Source organism: Pedobacter sp. 22226 (genome assembly GCF_052045455.1).
In the GTDB taxonomy this organism is placed as follows: Bacteria; Bacteroidota; Bacteroidia; order Sphingobacteriales; family Sphingobacteriaceae; genus Pedobacter; species Pedobacter jeongneungensis.
Genome location: NZ_JBQEPB010000004.1, coordinates 46,025 through 67,120 on the forward strand (window position 1 = coordinate 46,025; position 21,096 = coordinate 67,120).

14 protein-coding genes are annotated in these 21,096 nt (G+C 40.5%); 8 read left to right on the top strand and 6 right to left on the bottom strand.

The annotated features are described in order from the left end of the window. The first annotated feature begins 83 nt into the window (after nt 1-83). The gene (locus ACTJKC_RS09750) at nt 84-1,094 is read left to right on the top strand and encodes a PorP/SprF family type IX secretion system membrane protein (protein ID WP_344852242.1); all 1,011 of its coding nucleotides are present in this window, start codon (nt 84-86) and stop codon (nt 1,092-1,094) included. Here the strand turns inward: ACTJKC_RS09750 and ACTJKC_RS09755 are convergent. The 5 genes from ACTJKC_RS09755 to dapF all read right to left on the bottom strand — a co-directional run bounded on the left by ACTJKC_RS09755 (nt 1,091) and on the right by dapF (nt 12,990). Beyond that, the gene (locus ACTJKC_RS09755) at nt 1,091-4,627 is read right to left on the bottom strand and encodes a gliding motility-associated C-terminal domain-containing protein (protein ID WP_440791480.1); all 3,537 of its coding nucleotides are present in this window, start codon (nt 4,625-4,627) and stop codon (nt 1,091-1,093) included. The two genes, ACTJKC_RS09750 and ACTJKC_RS09755, sit on opposite strands and share 4 nt — an antisense overlap. A 1,352-nt stretch (nt 4,628-5,979) precedes the next feature. Continuing rightward, nucleotides 5,980-7,380, bottom strand: coding sequence for an efflux transporter outer membrane subunit (locus tag ACTJKC_RS09760; RefSeq protein ID WP_344852240.1), 1,401 nt, complete (start codon nt 7,378-7,380; stop codon nt 5,980-5,982). A gap of 10 nt (nt 7,381-7,390) precedes the next feature. Continuing rightward, nucleotides 7,391-10,573 (bottom strand): efflux RND transporter permease subunit, encoded by a 3,183-nt coding sequence (locus ACTJKC_RS09765; RefSeq protein WP_344852239.1) that lies wholly within the window; start codon nt 10,571-10,573, stop codon nt 7,391-7,393. A 50-nt stretch (nt 10,574-10,623) separates the two neighbouring features. Beyond that, nucleotides 10,624-11,793, bottom strand: coding sequence for an efflux RND transporter periplasmic adaptor subunit (locus ACTJKC_RS09770; protein ID WP_344852238.1), 1,170 nt, complete (start codon nt 11,791-11,793; stop codon nt 10,624-10,626). Between the two features lie 414 nt (nt 11,794-12,207). Next, nucleotides 12,208-12,990 (bottom strand): diaminopimelate epimerase, encoded by a 783-nt coding sequence (gene dapF, locus ACTJKC_RS09775; RefSeq protein WP_440791483.1) that lies wholly within the window; start codon nt 12,988-12,990, stop codon nt 12,208-12,210. Between the two features lie 311 nt (nt 12,991-13,301). Here dapF and ACTJKC_RS09780 point away from each other — a divergent pair, with 311 nt between their 5' ends. Next, the gene (locus ACTJKC_RS09780) at nt 13,302-14,849 is read left to right on the top strand and encodes a trypsin-like peptidase domain-containing protein (protein WP_025143326.1); all 1,548 of its coding nucleotides are present in this window, start codon (nt 13,302-13,304) and stop codon (nt 14,847-14,849) included. 56 nt (nt 14,850-14,905) lie between these two features. Here the strand turns inward: ACTJKC_RS09780 and ACTJKC_RS09785 are convergent, their stop codons facing one another. Beyond that, the gene (locus tag ACTJKC_RS09785; protein ID WP_344852236.1) at nt 14,906-15,250 is read right to left on the bottom strand and encodes a four-helix bundle copper-binding protein; all 345 of its coding nucleotides are present in this window, start codon (nt 15,248-15,250) and stop codon (nt 14,906-14,908) included. A gap of 513 nt (nt 15,251-15,763) precedes the next feature. Here ACTJKC_RS09785 and ACTJKC_RS09790 point away from each other — a divergent pair. The 6 genes from ACTJKC_RS09790 to ACTJKC_RS09815 all read left to right on the top strand — a co-directional run bounded on the left by ACTJKC_RS09790 (nt 15,764) and on the right by ACTJKC_RS09815 (nt 21,006). Next, complete coding sequence (locus ACTJKC_RS09790; protein WP_440791486.1) at nt 15,764-16,267, top strand: hypothetical protein; 504 nt, start codon at nt 15,764-15,766, stop codon at nt 16,265-16,267. Between the two features lie 54 nt (nt 16,268-16,321). After that, complete coding sequence (locus ACTJKC_RS09795) at nt 16,322-17,509, top strand: sensor histidine kinase (RefSeq protein ID WP_440791488.1); 1,188 nt, start codon at nt 16,322-16,324, stop codon at nt 17,507-17,509. Nucleotides 17,510-17,523: 14 nt separating this feature from the next. Next, nucleotides 17,524-18,225: a LytR/AlgR family response regulator transcription factor gene (locus ACTJKC_RS09800; RefSeq protein ID WP_440791490.1), complete on the top strand. Its 702-nt coding sequence runs from the start codon at nt 17,524-17,526 to the stop codon at nt 18,223-18,225. Next, on the top strand, nt 18,222-18,464 hold the full coding sequence (locus ACTJKC_RS09805; RefSeq protein ID WP_440791492.1) for a PqqD family protein: 243 nt from the start codon (nt 18,222-18,224) through the stop codon (nt 18,462-18,464). Before ACTJKC_RS09800 ends, ACTJKC_RS09805 begins: the two co-directional genes overlap by 4 nt. Nucleotides 18,465-18,485: 21 nt before the next feature. Then, entirely contained in the window at nt 18,486-19,553 is a 1,068-nt protein-coding gene (locus ACTJKC_RS09810; RefSeq protein WP_440791494.1) for an ATP-grasp domain-containing protein, read from the top strand. A 109-nt stretch (nt 19,554-19,662) separates the two neighbouring features. Further along, nucleotides 19,663-21,006: a hypothetical protein gene (locus tag ACTJKC_RS09815; protein WP_440791496.1), complete on the top strand. Its 1,344-nt coding sequence runs from the start codon at nt 19,663-19,665 to the stop codon at nt 21,004-21,006. The last annotated feature ends 90 nt before the right edge of the window (nt 21,007-21,096 follow it).

A 21,096-nucleotide genomic window follows, 5' to 3' on the forward strand; every position in this document is an offset into this window, starting at 1 on the left:
ATAATTGATAACAACTTATTATCTTAGCAGCAGGATTGATAAGCTTTTATTATCAGTTAATTAACGCATCACCATCGCTTAAAATGAAATTTTTTTACACGCTCTCTGTGTTCACTTGTTTGTTTTTTTCTGGCTACGGGCAGGAAATTCCGAGAAGCACCCAATATATTTTCAATAACATTCTATTAAACCCGGCTTTATCGGGTATTGATAACTATACTGATTTAAAAATTGGTTTGCGCAAGCAATGGACCGGTTTAGAGGGTTCGCCAAGTACACAATACCTGTCTTTAAGCACCGCCATAGGTGAAGACTTTGTGCGCAGCAATGTAAATTCTTTTGCGGGTAACGGAGAAAACCCCATGAGCAGGAGTTATGTAAATAACTACACAGCTGCTGAGCCGCACCATGGCATTGGTTTGGTAGCGATGACAGATAAAGCAGGCTTGATCAGACAAACCAACGTGAGCGTAACTTATGCTTATCACCTTGGCCTTACCAACGAAATTAATTTATCGTTAGGTTTATCCGGAGGGTTTAAATCGATCAATGTTGATGTGCGTGGCATTGTTGCTGATGAATCCGGCGATCCCTTGTTCTCTGCTGATTATAACAATAAAATCAGGCCTGATGTTGGCGCTGGTGTTTGGTTGTACAGTCCGAGGTTTTTTGCAGGTATTTCGGCTAAACAGCTTATTGGCAATAAAAGCAGTGTTGTAGGCAATAAAATCAAAATTGATGCTTACCAGGCCGCTACTTTTTATGGTACTGCCGGTTACAAAATATTCCTGGATGAGGATATTGCAATGATTCCATCGGCATTGATTACCTATTGGGCCAACGCCCCTGCCGCATTTGATGCCAACCTGAAATTCGCCTATAAAGATAAATTCTGGGTAGGCAGCAGTTTCCGAAACAATGATTCTTTTTCGCTTTTGGCAGGCTTTAATGTGGCCTCGCTGGTAAACCTGAGTTATTCTTATGATGTAAATACTTCAGGTTTACGCTCGGTAAATAATGGCACGCACGAAATTGTACTGGGTATTTTATTAAACAACCGTTATCAGGTAGCCTGCCCAAGCCGGCAGTTTTAACGTAAAAGCGTAATGCTTCCGCCTAATGGTTTACATTCGGCCCGCAAATCGATTACATAATAATATACGCCTGCAGGTAATTCCTTATCCCTGAAACGGCCATCAAACGGTTTGTTGTAATTGCCGATAGATTCGTACACCAGCTGACCACCCCGGGTATAAACTTTAATGTTGGTTCCTTTAAAATCGGGCAATCCGCGCACCTGCCATACATCGTTCATGCCATCGCCGTTCGGCGTCATGGTGTTGGTGATTTCTAAGTTATCGTGCGTTACTTCTACATGTACTTTTGCAAATTCGCTGGTACAGGAACCTAGTTTTCTGCGCACAAAATAATCGGCTGTTTTGGCTACTTTAAATTTAAAGATGCCTGCTGTACTTTCTAAAAAAGGTTTGGTATCGTCTGTTTTTTCGAATAACTGATAAGTTCCTTCTTCAGGAGCGATTACAGGTAATACAATATCTGAAACATAACAAACGCGGAGATCGTTAATAACCGGAGTTAATATTTTAAAGGGCTCATCAACAATGGTAAATGGCTCGCTGATGGCGTAACCGCAGGCCGTTTTGTCTTTCACTTCTAAACGATAGGTTCCTGCGCCAACTTTGGTTAAATCCTGTGTAAACTGAACGGCTTTGCCAGCCTCGTTTATCCATTTAAAAGTATAACCCGGTACACCGCCAATTACTTCAACTCCGGTAACCGAACCTCTCTGCAGGGTACAACCATCTTTAACAGGTGTTCCGGTTTTTGGTACGATGGTAAGGAGTGGTGTAACCTCTATGGTATAAGGGCCTATAATAATGGGCGGGCAGCCATTAACATCGTAGGCATACATGGTGTAAACGCCCCCGGGTAAATTTTTAAGTGAAATAGAAGTAGTTGTTCTGGTACTTAAAACGATGTTGCCTGCCTGATCTTTCCATTCGTATCTGGATGGAAGTGCAGAACTAAAATCCAGGTCGATGGTTCCATTAATCAGCCCACAGGTTGTTGGCGATTCGCGGTGTGAAAAGTTATAAACCGGAAGCGGTGTTGCAGTGATTACGAAATCTCTTGGAACCCGTGGACAGGTAGATTTACTGTTGCTGGCCCAAAGCCTGTAAGAACCGGCTTTCAGGTTTTCAATTAATAAGGATGTGCCGGCAGAGTAAGTGCCTTTTTTAATGGTAATTCCATCTGGCCCGATCCACTCATAACCATCTGCATCAGTAAGGGTAATCCCTCCAATAGCTCCATTGCTGTTATTACAGGTTTCGTTTTTTCTGATTGAGGCATCGCTGATCTGGATGGTATTGTCGGTAGGGATAAAGAAATTAGCTGATCTGGCCCCGCATTGTCCTTCATCGGAAGCAACAAGGGTGTAAGCTCCGCCTTCTACATTTATTAAGTCAAGATCAGAAGAAATGACATTATCTGGGGTGAATTTGGTCTGATCTATTCCAGCATACCATTTATAGGTTACCTTGCCAGTAAAATCAGTAATTTTTAAGCCGGTAATTGCACCATTCTGGCTCCCGCAAGTGGCATGTTTGGGGGAAATTGTACTGGTAATAATGATCTGTGGTTTCCTTTTAATTGTAATCGGATCAGAATCAAGCGAACAGTTTGCTTCATCCGATACGGTTACAAAATAAGTGCCCTCTGGTAAATTGGCAGGGTTGGCATTACTCACTACGGTATTCGTTGCGGTATTGGTCCACTTGTATTTCAATACCCCCTTACCTCTTAAAACCTCTGCGGTATAGGTAAAAGAAAGTTGTCCGCAAACAGGATTAACAGGCAGGATAGTTGGTTTGGTTAACTTTTGATCCTTGATGATAAATACCGTTGGAAAAGCTTTACATCCATCATCAACAGTTACTTCGTAAGTACCAACTTCTAAATTGGTAATGCTTTGCGTATTCCCTTTAGGTACACGGCTACCATCAGTTTCTATTTTTACCCAGCTAAAGGTAAAACCTTCACGGGGCTCAGGGATGGTGATTGATCCGTTGGCGCTACAGGTTACGGGTTCTATAATGGCTTCGTTTGGCAATAACTCTGCGGTAGAAAAAGGGGAGGTAGTTGCATTTAATAAACTGGCGGTTGCAGTTACCATTCCGGAAAGGCTGCCGTTATATTCCCATCTGCCATCGCTACCTGCCTGCACGGTGGCAATATAGGTTTTGCCTTCGCAAATACCCTGACAGTTTACGGTATAAAATAATTCGACTTCGGAGTTTGGTGTGGCCCGCCCCGAAACATAATCACTTCTTTTTTTAAGGACCTGAATATACGGTTGAAGAATGGTTAAGGTTTTTCCGATCCCAAATGTTCTGTTGCAAAAGAAACTGTTCCTGGTAATTTTTACCGGCCTTGACGACACCGTTTCAACCCCGAAATTATTGTTGGCAATTAAATTGGCTTCGGCTGGAGTTGCTCCTCCGATGGTGCCGCCTGCGCCTGATTCTATTTTTATGCCTATCCCATTACCCATTACCACAGCTCCGGCAGCATCGGTACCAATTGCGTTACCCGTTAAAATGAAATCAGAATTGGTGATTGAGACGCCAGTTGTCCTGTTCCCGCCGATAATGTTATTGCGCACGTAAAGTGCAGTATTTACCGCGTTAACCTTTAAACCTGCAATTTCTAAAGAGGATGAAGAAAGGAAGATTGGTAATTCGTGGAAATCCTTTTTGCCGGTATAATCTACACCGATTTTGTTATTGATTACATTAATATCGAATCTTGCAGTGGTGGAGTAAGAGGAACGGGTAATATCAACGTTAATGCGGTTAGCAGCAATTACGTTTCCTTCGCCGGCATTGTCGCCACCAACATCCAGTCCGCAATCGTAAAGACTGGCCGAAATACCCGTTACGTTGGTGTTAGGTGTAATACCATCATAAATTACCCCGATTAAATTGGATTGGATCTTTATTTTGGTATTTACCGCCGTACTGAAAAAAGAACTGTTCTGAACAACAATACCATTGATATTGCCGCCGATTACGTTTCCTTTTCCGGGTGCCCCGATGGTGATATTATTTGCACGGTAATCTAGCACAATACCCGATCCCTGCCCCATATTTACGTTTTGAAGGTTGGTAATGGTTGCGAAATTACGGATGTACAGACCATAAATTTCTACACCAGTTGTTTGGACCAGTGTTGTGGCATACTGGCCGATAACCAGGCCCGAAAAGGTTGTGTTGGTATATTCTGGCTCCAGGATAACTTTCGCTCCCGAAACGCCGAGTGCAGGCCAGGCGGCTTGTGAGGTGCCATCGATAATTACATTAGATGATACTACAGGTAAAGCAGAACGTAGCCTGATGGTGCGGTTGGCATTATCGCCGGGGCTGCCGGGTAAATTAAAATTGATGGTAAAAGTAGTCGTTCTATTTACGGCAGCTGCCTGTGTTAAACCTTCTCTCAATGTTCCAGGGCCACTATCGGCATTGCTGGTAACCACATAAGTTTGAGCGTAGATATTATTAAAGAAAAATAAGCCCGCAAACAGGGCTAAAAGTTTTGAGAGACGCATAAAATTGTTTGGTGCAGCCAAAATACAAATAAAAGTTTAGTGGCTAGGGTTTTAGTTAAAATCTTTTTTTATTCATTGCTGGAAATGTAAATTAAAGTTTACCTGCAGATTTAAAATGATAACCGCTGATAAATAAGGTTTTGGGTTGTTGTAAATTTATAACATCAGCTATTTATTGAATCTGCCTTTCTGCTTCATATTACAGGTGAAATTACATGATTACTGCTATTTCCAATGATTTGGTGCTGCGCATTGCGGGAAGGTTTCATTGTCACAATGATTTGGTGCTGCGCATGGCAGGAAGGTTTCATTGAAACTTTTGAATGGATACGTTAAATAGAGAGATTTTCGCATTTTAAAGATCCTTCGCTGCGCTCAGGATGACAAAAAAATGTTCTCCGTGTTTATCTGTGTTTCCGTGGCCAAAAATAACGAATCTCCACTGAATAGGCGGGGGGAGATCTGTTCATCAAGTTATTAAAGTTAAAGATTTCTCCATTGCGCTACCGATGAAAAATCGGTGTGCTTCAGTCGAAATGACGATACTTTGAAGGGATTTAGCTTCTTATACATCTGTCATTTATTCTGATTTTATATAATAGATTACCCCTCAGGATGATAAATCTTGTTTTAAAGATCCTTCGCTGCGCTCAGGATGACAAAAAAATGTTCTCAGTGTTCATCTGTGTTTCCGTGGCCAAAAATAACGAATGTCCTCTGAATAGGCGGGGAGAGATCTGTTCATCAAGTTATTGAAGTTAATTTAAAGATTTCTCCATTGCGCTACCGATAAAAAATCGGTGAGCTTCAGTCGAAATGACGATACTTTCAAGAGATTTAGCTTCTTATACATCTGTCATTTATTCTGATTTTATACAATAAATTACCCCTCAGGATGATAAATCTCGTTTTAAAGATTCTTCGCTATGCTCAGGATGACAAAAAAATCTCCGTGTTCATCTGTGTTTCCGTGGCCAAAAATAACGAATGTCCTCTGAATAGGCGGAGAGAGATCTGTTCATCAAGTTATTAAAGTTAAAGATTTCTCCATTGCGCTACCGATGAAAAATCGGTGAGCTTCAGTCGAAATGACGATACTTTGAAGGGATTTAGCTTCTTATACATCTGTCATTTATTCTGATTTTATACAATAAATTACTCCTCAGGGTGATAAATCTCGTTTTAAAGATCCTTCGCTGCGCTCAGGATGACAAAAAAATCTCTGTGTTAATCTATGTTTCCGTGGCAAAAAATAATTACACCCAAATGGTGATCATTCTCATTTTAGATCCCTACCAAAAAAGGCATCCTGAAAAATCAGGATGCCTTTAAATGTGCTTGTTAATTATTGTTTATTTCCAGCCGCCGCCTAATGCACGGTACAGGTTCACTACCGATTGCAGTTTCTGTAATCTATCGTTAATCCCGCTTAATTGCGCGCTTAGCAAACTTTGCTCTGAAGTTAACACATCAGTATAGTTTGTTGCAGAGCTGTAACGTAATAATTCTTTCGTAAAATCAACTGCTTTGGTTAACGAGGCAATTTGTTTTGTTCTTGTTTCTTCCTTTTCTGCAGCCGTTTGATAAGCATATAAAGCATTTGATACTTCCTGTCCACCGGTTAAAAGTGTTTGCTGGAAATTATAAAAAGCAATCTGCTGATTGGCTTCTGCTGTTTTTAAACGTGCTTTATTGGCACCTTTTGCAAAAATAGGCTGGGTTAAACCGCCTACTAAATTATAGAAGATCGATTTGCTGAAGAAATCGCTTAATTGCAAACTCGATAAACCACCTGCTGCGGTAATGGTTAAAGCCGGGTAAAAATAAGCTTTGGCTACATTGGTGTTTTCGAAAGCAGCCCTGAAACCAAATTCTGCAGCTATAACATCCGGACGGTTTTGCAACAATTGTGCAGAAACCCCGGTTTGTAAATTAGCATATGGTGTTTGCTGATCCAGCGTGGTGCGGTTAATCGCATTCGGTGCTTTTGCAACCAATACGCTTAATGCATTTTCGGCTTCTTTAATGCTTCTTTTTAAATCAGGTAAGGTTACTTGTGCTGCGTATAAATTGGCTTCACTTTGTACAACTGCTGCTCCATTTACTACCGCTCCCTGTTTTAACTCACGCATGGTTTCCACATCCTTTGTACGCACCTTAATGGTTTCCTCGGTAATGGCCAGTTGTTTATCAAGTGCCAGTAAAGTATAATAATTATTGGCAATGGTGGCAATCAGTTGGGTTTGTACAGCTCTTTTTGCAGCATCACTTTGCAATAAAGTAGCATAGGCGCTGCGTTTTGCGCTGGTTAATTTTCCCCAGATATCAGCTTCCCAGCTGGTGCTCAGCTGTGCTTTATAGGTTTGGGTTTCTAAATTAATGTTAATCCCTGCCGGAAAATTCTGTGCAGCAGCAGATGCCTTATTATCGGTTACGTTAACATCGGCCTGTAAGCTGGGTAACAACGCACCACGGCTCTGTATTAAAGTAGCTTCTGCAATTTTAATCCGCTCAATTGCCTGTTTCAGGTCTAAATTTTCATTTATCCCTTGCTGGATCAACGATTGCAAAGTGGTATCAGAAAACAAGGTTTTCCATTGTACATTTGCTATCGTATTGGTATCCGTTGTATTATTATCGCGGTATAAACCTTCGCTTGTTACCTGGGGGCGTTCGTATTTTTTAGTTACGCAGGCACTCAGGGTAACGATGGCTAAACCGATTAAAACGGGGTGCTTATATCTAAATTTCATTTTCTTAATATTAATGTTTGCTGTTCGCAGTAGCCAATTCATATTCCTCCGGCGTTTGTTCATGATCGATGCCTTCGTTAAAAGGTGATTTATTACTGATGCGCTCCTGTAAGGATTGGAATATGATAAAGAGGGCAGGGATTACGAAAACCCCGAATATTGTACCAATTAACATACCGCCAACTGCACCTGTACCAATTGAGGTATTACCTGCGGCACCAACACCTGAAGATAACATCAATGGCAATAATCCCAAGATAAAAGCAAAAGAAGTCATCAAAATCGGACGTAAACGTGCGGTTGCACCATCAATTGCCGCATTGGCAATACTCATGCCTTTTCTTCTTCTATCCACCGCATATTCTACAATCAAAATGGCGTTCTTGGCGAGTAGTCCCACAAGCATGATCAGGGTAATCTGCGTATAAATGTTGTTATCCACCCCGAAAATCTTATCGAAAACGAATACACCTGCCAAACCAACCGGTAGCGAGAATAAAACGGCTAATGGTAAAATATAACTCTCATACTGTGCAGCAAGTAAGAAATAAACAAAGATTACGCACAGTAAAAAGATGAAAACGGTTTGACTTCCGCCGGCCATCTCTTCACGTGATAAACCTGAAAATTCATATCCATATCCTGCCGGAAGGTTTTTAGCCGCTTCCTCCTGAACAGCTTTCAGGGCATCACCAGAGCTATAACCCGGATTAGGGTTACCTGTTACCGAAATTGAAGTAAACAAGTTGAAACGCGAAATAGCCTGTGGTCCGTACACTTTGGTTAAAGTAATAAACTCTGAAACCGGAGCCATACCGCCCGACGAATTCCTGACAAAAATACGCGTTAAGGTTTGTTCATTTGCACGGTACTGGGCATCTGCCTGGAACATTACCCTGAATTGTTTACCGAATTTATTAAAGTTTGATGCATAAACACCACCATAGTAGCCCTGCATTACGCCTAAAACATCACTAACCGTTAAGCCGGCCTGTTTAACCTTTGCCACATTAACATCAATCTGATATTGCGGAAAATTCGGGTTAAAAGAGGTAGAAGCATATTGAATCTCCGGACGTTTACTCAATGCCGCTAAAAATCCGTTTCCAATTTCGTTGAATTTTTTAATATCGCCACCGGTTTTATCCTGCAACTGAAACTCAAAACCACCGCTGGTACCAAAACCCTGAATGGTTGGCGGCGCAAAGAAAATAATTTTAGCGCCTTTAATGCCTGCTGTTTTGGCAAATAGTTCGCCGATAATTGTTTTTACATCACGGCCTTTACGTTCATCCCAAGGGGTTAAACGCGAAATTACCATCCCGTACGAACTACCCGAACCACTAATCATACTACGGCCCACAACCCTCAAAGTATTTTTGATTTCAGGTATTTTGTGTGCGATACTGTCGATTTTTGCAATTACAATACTGGTTTCCTCTTGCGAGGTTCCTGCTGGTAATGAGATATCACTCATGATCGTTCCCAAATCCTCATTCGGTACGAAACCTTTTGGTGTGGTATTCATCGTCCAAACCAACACAACAGCAAAGAAGGCAATGGCCAAACCAACAATCCATTTTTTACGGGACAGGAAGCCTACCGATTTTTTGTATTTTCCGGTTACCGCATCAAATGAAGTATTGAAAGCATCGTAAAAACGGTTTAAAAAGTTTTTAGATTTTTCGTGTTCTTCTTTGTGAGGTTTTAAGAATAAAGCACATAGTGCCGGACTTAAAGTTAAGGCGTTAATGGCTGATAAGATGATGGAAATAGCCAGTGTTAAACCGAATTGCTTATAAAATACACCTGATGATCCGGAGATAAAACTCACGGGAATAAATACCGCAGCCATTACCAAAGTGATCGAAATAATCGCTCCGCTAATATCGTCCATCGCATCAATAGTTGCTTTTCTGGCGTCGGTATAACCTTCATCCAGCTTGGCGTGCACGGCCTCAACTACCACAATCGCATCATCCACCACAATACCAATGGCCAGTACGAGGGCAAATAAGGTTAGTAAGTTGATGGTAAATCCAAATAAACTCAGGAAGAAGAACGTTCCTATAATGGCCACCGGCACGCTGATTGCCGGGATCAGGGTTGAACGGAAATCCTGTAAGAAGATAAATACCACTAAGAACACCAAAATAAATGCTTCAATTAAGGTGTGAAGCACTTTTTCAATTGATGCATCCAAAAAGTCATTTACGTTAACCAAAGTTGAGTAGTGAACGCCTTTTGGGAAAGATTTTTGAGCTTCATCAAGTGTTTTGATCGAGTTTTCGATTACTTCTTTTGCATTCGAACCTGCTGTTTGGTTAATCGCGATACCCAAGGCCTGTTTTCCGTTAAATTTAACCGAACTGGCATAACTCTGCGCACCTAATTCGATCCTTGCAATATCTTTTAAACGCAAAATCTGGCCGTTATCAGTAGTGCGGATAATGATGTTGCCAAATTGAGCCTCATCTTTTAACCTGCCCGTATATTTTAAGGTGTATTGAAATGCCTGATCGCCAAGCTCTCCAAACTGACCCGGAGCAGCCTCCACGTTCTGATCAGCAAGCGCTACGTTAATGTCATTCGGCACCAAACCGTAAGTTGCCATCACATCAGGCTTTAACCAGATACGCATGGTATAATCTAACGTTCCGAATGCACTTGCATCACCTACACCATTAATACGTTTAATCTGTGGAATGATGTTAATGTTTGCGTAGTTCTGCAAAAATTTCTGGTCGTAAGAAGGATCATCGCTATACAAACCAAAAATCAGTACATTACTCGCCTGTCTTTTAGCCGTAATTACCCCCGATTTGGTTACCTCTGCAGGTAATAAACTGGTAGCACGGGCAACCCTGTTCTGTACGTTTACCGCTGCTAAATCGGGGTTGGTACCCAGTTTAAAGTTTACCGTAATGGTTGCGGTACCATCGTTACTTGCGGTAGAAGTCATGTAGGTCATGTCTTCCACACCATTTATCTGCTCTTCCAGCGGAACAACAACGCTGTTCATTACCACATCGGCATTGGCCCCCTGGTATGAAGTAGAAACCTGCACCGTTGGTGGCGCAATTTCAGGATATTGTGAAACCGGCAACGTAGCTAAACCTAAAACACCGAGTATTACGATGATGATGGATATAACCGTTGATAAAACCGGTCTTTCTATAAATTTCTTAAACATAATTAATATTGATTACACTACAATAGAGTGTGATTGGCAAGATTATATTGTTATTTCTTGATGTCAGCATAAACTGAATCGGCACTTTTTTCTTCAGGCTTGATTTTCGTTCCGTCTTTTAACGATTGGAAACCTTCAAGAACAACTTTATCACCAGCTTTTAATCCTTTAGTTACTACATAGAATTTGCCTTTGGCCAAATCCATTACCTGAATTTCAGTGTTGATGGTTTTAGCAGAATCGCCCAAAACATAAACGAATTTCTTTCCCTGTAAATCGATTGTTGATTTTTGAGGGACTAAAATTGCATTATCGATGTGTTGTGGAATCCTTACCGAAGCACTTGCACCATTTTTTAGTAAAGAAGTAGGGTTGGGGAAAGTTGCCCTTAAACTTGCAGAACCTGTGCTGGTGTTAATCTGTCCGTTGATGGATTCGATTTTACCATTTTGCGCATAAATTGTTCCATCGGCAAGTACCAGGCTTACTGCAGGGATGTTTTTCATCTGCTCGGCCAATGTATTTCCTTTATAGGTTTTAGAAAAATCTAAAAGTTGTTTCTCATTTAAAGAGAAGTAAGCATAAACCTTTGAAGTATTAGAAACTGTTGTTAATGGTTGTGTGCTGGTACTGCTTACCAAACTTCCGTTTCTGAAAGGAATACTGCCCACTACGCCATCAACCGGGCTTTTAACAGAGGTATAACCTAAATTAACCTGTGCATTTACCAATTCGGCTTTTGCCTGTGCCAAAGCTGCTTTCCTGCTTTGCAATGTTAACTGGGCAGCATCAAGATCGTATTTGCTGATGATGTCTTTTTCTACCAACGGCCTGGTTTTGTTTACCGTTAACTGAGCTGCATTTACATCAGCTTCTGCACTGCTGATAGCCGCTCTTGCTGTACGTACCTGCTGCTCGTACTGAGGTGCATTAATGGTGAAAAGTAACTGGCCTTTTTTAACTACCGCACCCTCATCTACAAAAATCTTTTCAATAAAGCCATCTACTTTCGGACGGATGTCGATATTTTGGATACCTTCAATCGTTGCCGGATAATCAGAATCTAAAGTGGTGTTTTGTGTATTTACGGTAAAAACCGGGTAAGCTTGTGGACCAGCTGCTGCTGCAGCTGCGGCTTTTTTAGCAGCATCGTTGTTTCCGCAGGATGCTAAGAGCATACCCATGCTCATGCTAAAAAAGAGAGTTGTTACTTTTCTCATGGACTATTTCTGTGTGTGTATAAATTTAAATTTCCGGAATTAAGAGCGTAGTCAAAATTTAGGGACTTCGATTTCCGCTGATAATTGCCCAAAAATAGAGCCTAAAAAAAAATAAATCTGTCCAAATTCTGTCATTTAATCAATCGATTGATTTATTTTATGCTTCAAAACATGATCTTTTTGCTTTAAAATGCTGTTTTTTAGTTTTTTACGTTGTATTTCTCGCCCGAAATGAATGTGTAAATATCTTGCGACAGATGTTAAATGGTGTTAAAACTGGTTGTTATGAACCATTTTTTAAACGATTAATCCTGTTTATTTTAGCAAACAAAAGGCGTGGATGGTGTATATTTTACACGAGAGGTCATAACCAACCCCGGCGGGTTGCAAAAACCCACGAGGCTTATAAAAAGATTATTCTACTTCTCCTTCAAAAACCAGTTTTGCTGGTCCGCATAAAAATACATTGGTAAATGCTTGGCCGTCGTAATCGAATTCTATTTTAATATCGCCACCCAAAACTTTAATGTCGGTTTTAATGTGGCCGGTCTGGTTTTTATGTTTTGCAATAGCCATGGCAACTGCTGTTACGCCTGTGCCACAGGCATAAGTTTCATCTTCAACGCCACGCTCGTAAGTGCGCACAAACAGATGATCGCCTTTATCTTCTACAAAATTTACATTTATCCCTTTTTCTGCATAAGTTGCATTATAACGGATACTTTTCCCTTCATGAAAAACATCAAGGTCTTTTAAATCACTGTGTAAAGCAACATAATGTGGCGAGCCTGTATTGAGTATATAAGCTTCGCCATCTCTGGTAATGTTATCTACATCAATCATTTGCAAATCAACCCATTCGCCATTTTCTGAAATTCTGGCATAATGAGGCCCGTCTACTGCCAAAAAGTTGGTTTCGCGATCAATAATACCGAGTTGTTTGGCAAAGGCCACAATGCATCTTCCGCCGTTTCCGCACATGCTGCCCAATTTGCCGTCAGCATTAAAATAATGCATCTCAAAATCATAATCCTCATGCTTTGTAATGAACATTAATCCATCGGCACCAATGCCAAATCTTCTATGGCATAATTGTTCAACTAATTGAGTGTCAATATTTTTTAACGGACTTGCGGTGTGGTCTATTAAAATAAAATCGTTGCCTGCGCCCTGGTATTTATAAAAATTAATTTTCATGAAAGCTTCATTTTTTAATGCAATATTTGAGTTGCAAAAGGTAATAAGCGGATTGTGTTTTTTAATTTAACATTTTTTAACACAAAACTAAGTGCTTTGAGGATACAAATATCGTTTATATGGTATTAAATTTGAATAAACTTACTAAAGAAAATTTGAGCAGATAAAAACTGCCGGAGCATCCTGCTTAAATCAAAGTGAAAACGCTCCTGCAAACAATAACATTTAACAAATGAACATTATAAGCTAAACAATTAGCTAGCAAACTGGCTTATAATTTCATGGCTTTAAAAAAAAATATATACAAACACATGAAAAAAATATTAGGAATTACCGTGTTAGCTGCTTTTATAGGTGGGGCAGCAGCAATTGGAGGTTACAAACTATTTGAGCGTAACCAAACTGGCAGTACCATTACTGAAAAACAGAACTTGTATTTCGCCAATAATCCGTTAAAAGTAACATCAGCAGGTGCTACCGATTTTACACAGGCAGCAGCAGCAGTTGCACCAGGTGTGGTTCACATTAAAACAACTTACGCCGCATCAAAAGGTCAGGGTTCTTCTTCTCCTTTTGACATGATGGAAGATTTCTTCGGTGGCGGTGGCCGCCAGATGCAGCGTCAGCCCAGGGCAGCGTCAGGATCTGGTGTAATTATCAGTCAGGATGGTTATATTGTAACCAACAACCACGTCGTAGAAAATGCGGAAAAAGTAGAGGTTGTGTTAACCGACAGACGTAAGGTAGAGGCAAAAGTAATCGGTCGCGATCCGAATACAGATTTAGCTTTAATAAAAGTAAATGCAACAGGTTTACCTGTGGTGAAAATGGGTAACTCTGATAATGTACAGGTAGGAGAGTGGGTTTTAGCCGTTGGTTTCCCTTTAGATTTAAATACAACCGTAACTGCTGGTATTGTAAGCGCTAAAAACCGTAGCATCGGTATTATTGGTCGCGAGCAACAAGGCAATGAAATTACTGAAGAAGAATACCGCGAATATCAGCGTACGGGTAAAAGACCAGATCGTCCGGCTAATACCAGTATCGAATCATTTATCCAGACAGATGCAGCAATTAACCCGGGTAATAGCGGTGGTGCTTTGGTAAATGCAAATGGCGAACTGGTAGGTATTAACTCTGCAATTGCTTCGCAAAGCGGTTATAACCAGGGTTATGGATTTGCAATTCCAGTTAACCTTGCGCGTAAAATTGTTGACGATTTTATGAAATACGGTTCAGTTAAACGTGGTTATATTGGTGTTAACTTCGTGCCATTAAGCGGTGAAGAAAAACCTGAAGGCATTAAAACCAACGAAATTAGTGGTTTATATGTAAATGATGTGGTTGCTGGTGGCGGTGCTGCTGCGGCAGGTATTAAATCAGGCGACGTAATCAAAAAAGTTGATGGTGTGGTAATCAATGATTCACCTGATCTTCAGGAAAGAGTGGGTCGTTTAAACCCTGGCGATAAAGTTAAATTAACGGTATTGCGTGATGGTGCTTTAAAAGATTATACTGTTACCCTTAAAGGCGAAGCCAGCGTAGGTTTAACGGCTAATAACGCAGCAAGCAAAAGTGTTGAGGTAGGTAAATTGGGTGCAACTTTTGCTCCTGCCAGCCAGGCACAGAAATCGAAATATGGCATTAACAGTGGTGTGGTAGTAACTTCTGTTACCACCGGAAAAGCTTTTGATAACATTGGTGTAGAAAAAGGTTTAATCATCACCAAAGTAAACGGACAACCGGTAAATTCTGTGGCTGATGTTCAAAAAGCATTGCCATTAGGCAGAAACAACATGGTAAGTATCTCTGGTGTTGGCGAGCAAGGTTCATATAACTACAGTTTCCCTGCTCAATAATTAATTAGAATAAATTTTTGAGGAAGCCTCCCGATTTTAAATCGGAAGGCTTTTTTTTAGTCCTGATTAATTGGTTCGTGGTTGGCGTGGCAGGCTTCAGCACATTCTTCGCAGGCTACTGCACACTGTCTGCAATGTTCGTGATCATGTTTACCGCATTCTTCTGCACAAAGTCTGCATATTTCTTCACAGAGCAATAGATATTGATGCGCTATCACCGAATCGCGCTGTAGTAACCTTGCTGCCTGCGTGCAGATATCGGCACAATCCCGATCCAGTTTAATGCAATCGATCATCATGTTGATATCTTCTTCCTTCAAGCATGATGATGCACAATGTTCGCATGCTAAAGCGCAATCTAGCAAAGCCTGAATTAAGCCATGGTTGTTTCTCGTTTCCATATTATTAAATATTTTTGGTTATAAATGTTTTGTATAGTAATAACCTGCTGGCAATTAAACTGTTTTTAAAAAATTGAAACCCATGGTTTGTGTCCCCACAAATCATCATGCTTTTTTTACCACAGATGGAAACAGATAAATCTCAACGTTTGTCACCCTGAGGGTAGTCGAATGGTCTTTCTTAATCCATGGCCTGTATCCCACAGACCATCGCGTTATATTTTTTTGCCGCGGATGCAATGCTAGTGAAGCAAATGCATTAATTTGTTCAGGTTCTGTATTTCATTGTGCAGAGGCTCTTCACAGCGTTCAGAATGACAGTCCTATTTGTTAAAATACCTTAAATCTTTGCTTCTCAGGTCCCTTTCTCATACGCAAAGCAATATTCATCCGTTTTTCATAATCGAGATTTAGTTTCGCCATTTACCGATTGATAATCAGTGTTTACCGATACTTTATAAATTAAATTTTTTTATTGTTCCATATTTGAATCAGCAACCAAAACCGAATATTATGGCTTTAGCTCACATCAACCTCAGCGTAAAACAATATTTCAATTTCATGTGCAGAACCGATTTTGAAAGGCGGATATTCCACGATACCTACAAAGAATTTCAAAAAAAATCAAAAATATATAGTTTAGATCATCACCTCCACACTTTTTCGCAGATGCAACATGCCAACGGAAAAGCCAGTACCTTACATCAGAAGCTTCAATACGCCATCATAAACAGCATCGCTGCTTTAAATCATAAAATGCCGGTGCTAAATGATCTTGAAGACCGTCCGATGCTTTTTGATTGGGCCGAATTACACCTTTGCAGTTCAGATCTTTTAAACAAGGGCGCTCACGTCGTTTCCATTACCTATACCAGTCCTAAGCTGATATTGCACGAAATGATAGGTGATTTAATGATTTTAAGTTATGAGGGCAAAGAAAATGAAACCCTGATGGTTAAAGTTACAGAAAACCTGATTGTAAATTACGAGCAGCACGAAAGTCTGGTTTATAATTAAATTTAGCATTCATTTTTGATCAGATAGCCAGAAAAAATATCATTAATTTGTAGCATGCAGCAATTTAAAACCCCAACCTTCATCATCCATGTGGCAGGTTGGCTTTTATTTCTCACTTTTCCACTGTTGTTCATCAATAACGAACAATCGGGGCAAAGTAGTTTTTTGTTGCTTGCATCTCCTTATTACTGGCTTTTCTGTGGTACTTACATGCTCATGTTTTATTTCAACGCATTGGTTTTAGTGCCACGTTTGATGTTTAAAAAACGGCATGTAATTTATATTGCAGTGGTGTTATTGCTCTTTAGTTTTGTGTATTATGCACAACCCTATGATAATTTACTCGGGCACAACAAAAGTGTAATGGCTGCATTAAATGGTCCGCCCAATAAACAGCCTAAAGGTTTAAATCAATCCTTACAGCCTGGCAAAGATCCTGATGTTGGCCCTAATGTAGAAATGCCTTTTGGTCCACTGCCGAATGAGGATTTAAGGATGCAGGATCCAAATTTAAAAAAGCCCGACGGGATTCTGGAACTGCACCAACCCATGAATATCGATGTAATCAGTCTTTTTATTTTTTTTATGATTATGGGGTTGAGTATTGCTACCAGTACCGTACAGCGCTGGCAAACGGCCGAATCGAAAGTGGTAAAAGCTGAGGCCGAAAAAGCTACTGCCGAACTCTCTTTCCTCAAGGCGCAGATCAATCCCCACTTCCTGTTTAATACCCTCAATAATATTTATACCCAATCGGTGATTAACAGTGAACACACATCAGAAAGTATCATGAAGTTATCTAACATTATGCGCTACGTAACAGATGATGTAACACAGAATTTCGTGATGCTAAAGGATGAAATCGATTGTGTACGCGATTATATCGAGCTGCAACGTTTAAGGCTGGGTGCTGATGCAGAGATCAATTTTAATGTTCAGGGCAAACCCGATGGGAAAAAAATTGCACCGCTCATTTTCATGACTTTCATCGAAAATGCTTTTAAATATGGTGTAACTAAAAAAGAAAAAACGGTAATCAATATCAATTTGAGCATTGATACCGAAAGAATTGACTTTTCATGTCAGAATAAAATTTATAACCACAAGTCTAATTTAGAACGTTCGGGAATTGGTATTGCGAACACCCGCCAAAGGTTATCGCATCTATATCCTCAAAAGCACCGCCTGGATATAGAAAATACCGGCAGCATGTTTACCGTTAAACTTTGTGTAGATTGCTAAATTAACAGATTACTATGGCCTTAAAATGTGTAGCTATTGATGATGAGCCACTGGCACTAGAGCTCATCAAAACGTATGTATCGCGGTTCCCTGATCTCCAGTTGGTGCAGGTTTTTGAAGATGCACTTTCGGGTGCCGAATACCTGAAGCAAACCCCTGTCGACCTGCTTTTTGTTGACGTTAACATGCCCGATATTACCGGTGTAGAACTGGTGCGGAGTCTGGTAAACAGTCCGATGATTATTTTTACCACGGCCTACCGTAATTATGCCTTCGAAAGTTATGAGTTACAGGCCATAGATTATCTGCTGAAACCCATCGATTTTCAACGTTTTACCGCTGCGGTAGAAAAAGCTGTCGATTATCATAAATACAAAAATGCTACCCAGGAAAATACCAGCGATGAAAGTATTTATGTGTATTCGGAGTATAAAATGATCAAAATTTTGCTCCGAGATATCGAATACATCGAAAGTATGGGCGATTACCTTAAAATTTACCTCACCAATATCGATAAACCTGTTTTAACGTTGATGACGATGAAAAAAGTTTTAGAGAAGTTGCCTGAAGATCAGTTTGCGCGTGTTCACCGGAGCTTTATTGCGGCACTGGGCAAAATAAAATCAATACACAACAGAAAAGTGCACCTCAACCATGCCGAATTGCCAATCGGCGATGCATATAGCGGTTTCATCAATCAGCAAAAAGGAATATGAAGTTAAAAGCGAATATTGCTACCAGCGAAAACGGGTTTATTTTCAATCCTGCCACAGGCGATTCATTTACCAGTAATGCTATTGCTGCCGAAATTTTAGGTTATATGAAATCGGGCAGGAGTGAGGCGGAAATCAAAAAGAAAATACTGGACCAATACGAAGTAGAATCGAATCAGCTCGAAAGGGATTGGGATGATTATATGTTACAGTTAAAGGAAGCGAATCTGTTAGATTTGTAACCCAAAAAAGAAAAGCTAATCATGTACGTTTCTCAGGATCTGAATAAAGGCAAAAACCTTAACATAGCGGTTACAGGTTTAAATGCAAACGATAATCCCGGCCCCGGGCTGGCGGTTATACGGGCATTGCGTGCTGGCTTTGGAGAAAATTTGCGGATTATAGGTTTGGCTTACGAAACTTTGGAACCGGCAATTTATTTAAGGAATCAGGTAGATAAAACCTACCGTATTCCTTACCCAACTGCCGGAACCGGTGCATTAAAAGAACGTATAAAAGAAATTCAGGAAATTGAAAAGATTGACGTATTGATCCCGAATTTTGATGCCGAACTATATAATTTTATAAAAATAGAACCTGATTTGCTCCAAATGGGAATCCATACCTTTTTGCCCACACATCAGCAGCTGGCGCAAAGAGAAAAAGTTAACCTTGGTGAGTTTGGAAAGAAAAATCAGTTTAATGTACCTGCTGACGAAGTGATTTTTACAGCTTCGGAGATTGATAACATCGCCAATAAATTCGGATTTCCGTTAATGGTGAAAGGTAAATTTTATGAAGCACACACTGCACTGAATATTACCGATGCACATAAAGCCTTTCATAAACTGCATGCCAAATGGGGTTTGCCCGTTATCCTGCAAAAATTTATAAAGGGAACCGAAATTAATATTGCGGGTTTAGGGGATGGAAAAGGGAATGCCATCAGCGTAATCCCGATGCGCAAACTCTACATTACCGAAAAAGGCAAAGCCTGGGCGGGGATTACCATCGAAGATGAAAAATTGATCACCCTGGCCAAAGATTTTGCAAAAGCAACCAGATGGAGAGGCGGTTTCGAACTCGAAATTATGATGGACGATAACGGAACCCTATACATTATGGAAGTAAATCCGCGCTTTCCTGCATGGGTATATTTAACAGCAGCCGCTGGTCAGAATCAACCCAAAGCTTTGGTAGATTTAGCCTTAGGTAATCCCGTACAGGAAATGAAAGATTATAAATCAGGTAAAATGTTTATTCGTTACGCCTGGGATAATATTGTAGATGTAGAAGAATTCCAGAAGCTATCGGCCTTTGGAGAACTGTGAGAAAGGTGTATGGTTTAGGGTGTAAGGTATAAGGCGATTAATCCCGCATCAATTTAATCTTGGTACTTGATCCTCATGACTCGATACTACAAAAACTAACGCTAAAACAATGAAACAAAAATACGAACGACCAACCATAAAGAAAATGAATACCGGGCTAATGAACAAGTTTGGTACACGTACCGATTTCGATCCCGTCGAAGCAATTGATGGTGTTCCGGTTAAAAGTTTGGTGGCTGATTATGGTTCGCCGGTTTTTGTTTTATCAGAGAAGCAGATCAGGCGCAATTACCAGGCTGCAGTTCGTTCATTTAAAACGCGTTATCCAAAGGTTCAGTTTGCATGGAGCTATAAAACCAATTACCTGAACGCGGTTTGTAAGATTTTTCATCAGGAGGGAAGCTGGGCAGAAGTGGTTTCAGGCTTCGAATACCATAAGGCATTAGGAAACGGCGTGGCTGGTAACCAGATTATCTTTAACGGACCAGATAAAAAAGAGGCCGATTTAATCTTAGCCATAGAAAATCATTCACTCATCCATATCGATCATTATGATGAATTATACCTGTTAATCGAGATCTGTAAACGCATCAATAAAACCGCAAAAGTGGCCATCAGGGTTAATTTCGATACTGGTGTTTACCCCATTTGGGACCGCTTTGGCTTTAATTATGAGAATGGCCAGGCCTGGGCGGCGATCAACAAAATTGTTGCGGCAGATCATTTAGAGTTAATTGGCCTGCATTGCCATATCGGCACCTTTATGTTGTCAGCTGCAGCTTATTCGGTGGCCGCAACCAAACTCTGCGATTTGGCCATGCGCTGTAAAGCAGAGCTTCTAAACCCGGTTCAATATTTAGATTTAGGCGGAGGTTTCCCTTCAACCAATACCTTAAAAGGAGCTTATTTACCGGGAATAGATACTGTTCCATCTGTTGAGGATTTTGCAGAAGCCATTACCAATACCATTTTAAATTTCGGCTTTGCAGCAGATGAACTTCCACTTTTAGTTTTAGAAAGTGGCAGGGTGCTTATTGATGATGCAGGTTATTTGATCGGAAGTGTATTGGCCAATAAACGCCTGAGCGATGGCAGGAGGGCAACCATTGTCGACTTTGGAATTAACATTTTATTCACCTCCAATTGGTACGATCATAAAATCAGTATTGCTAAAGAAGCAGGTCAATATACCGAAGAAACAGTTTTGTTCGGTCCGCTTTGCATGAACATTGATGTAGTACGAGAGAGCATCACACTTCCGCTACTGGAACGTGGAGACCAGGTGGTGGTGCATAAAGTTGGCGCCTATAACATGACGCAATGGATGCAGTTTATTAACATGCGCCCGGCTGTAGTACTGATCGATATGCAGGGAAAAAGCCATCTGATCAGAAAACCTGAAACATTGGCCTATTTAGAAATGATGGAAGAAGTACCGGAATATTTAAGATAATTAATCTTCTGTCAACATAATTAACTTAAGGGTAACAAATAAGGTATGTCATCCTGAGCTTGTCGAAGGACAAAAGTTTTATTTAACAAT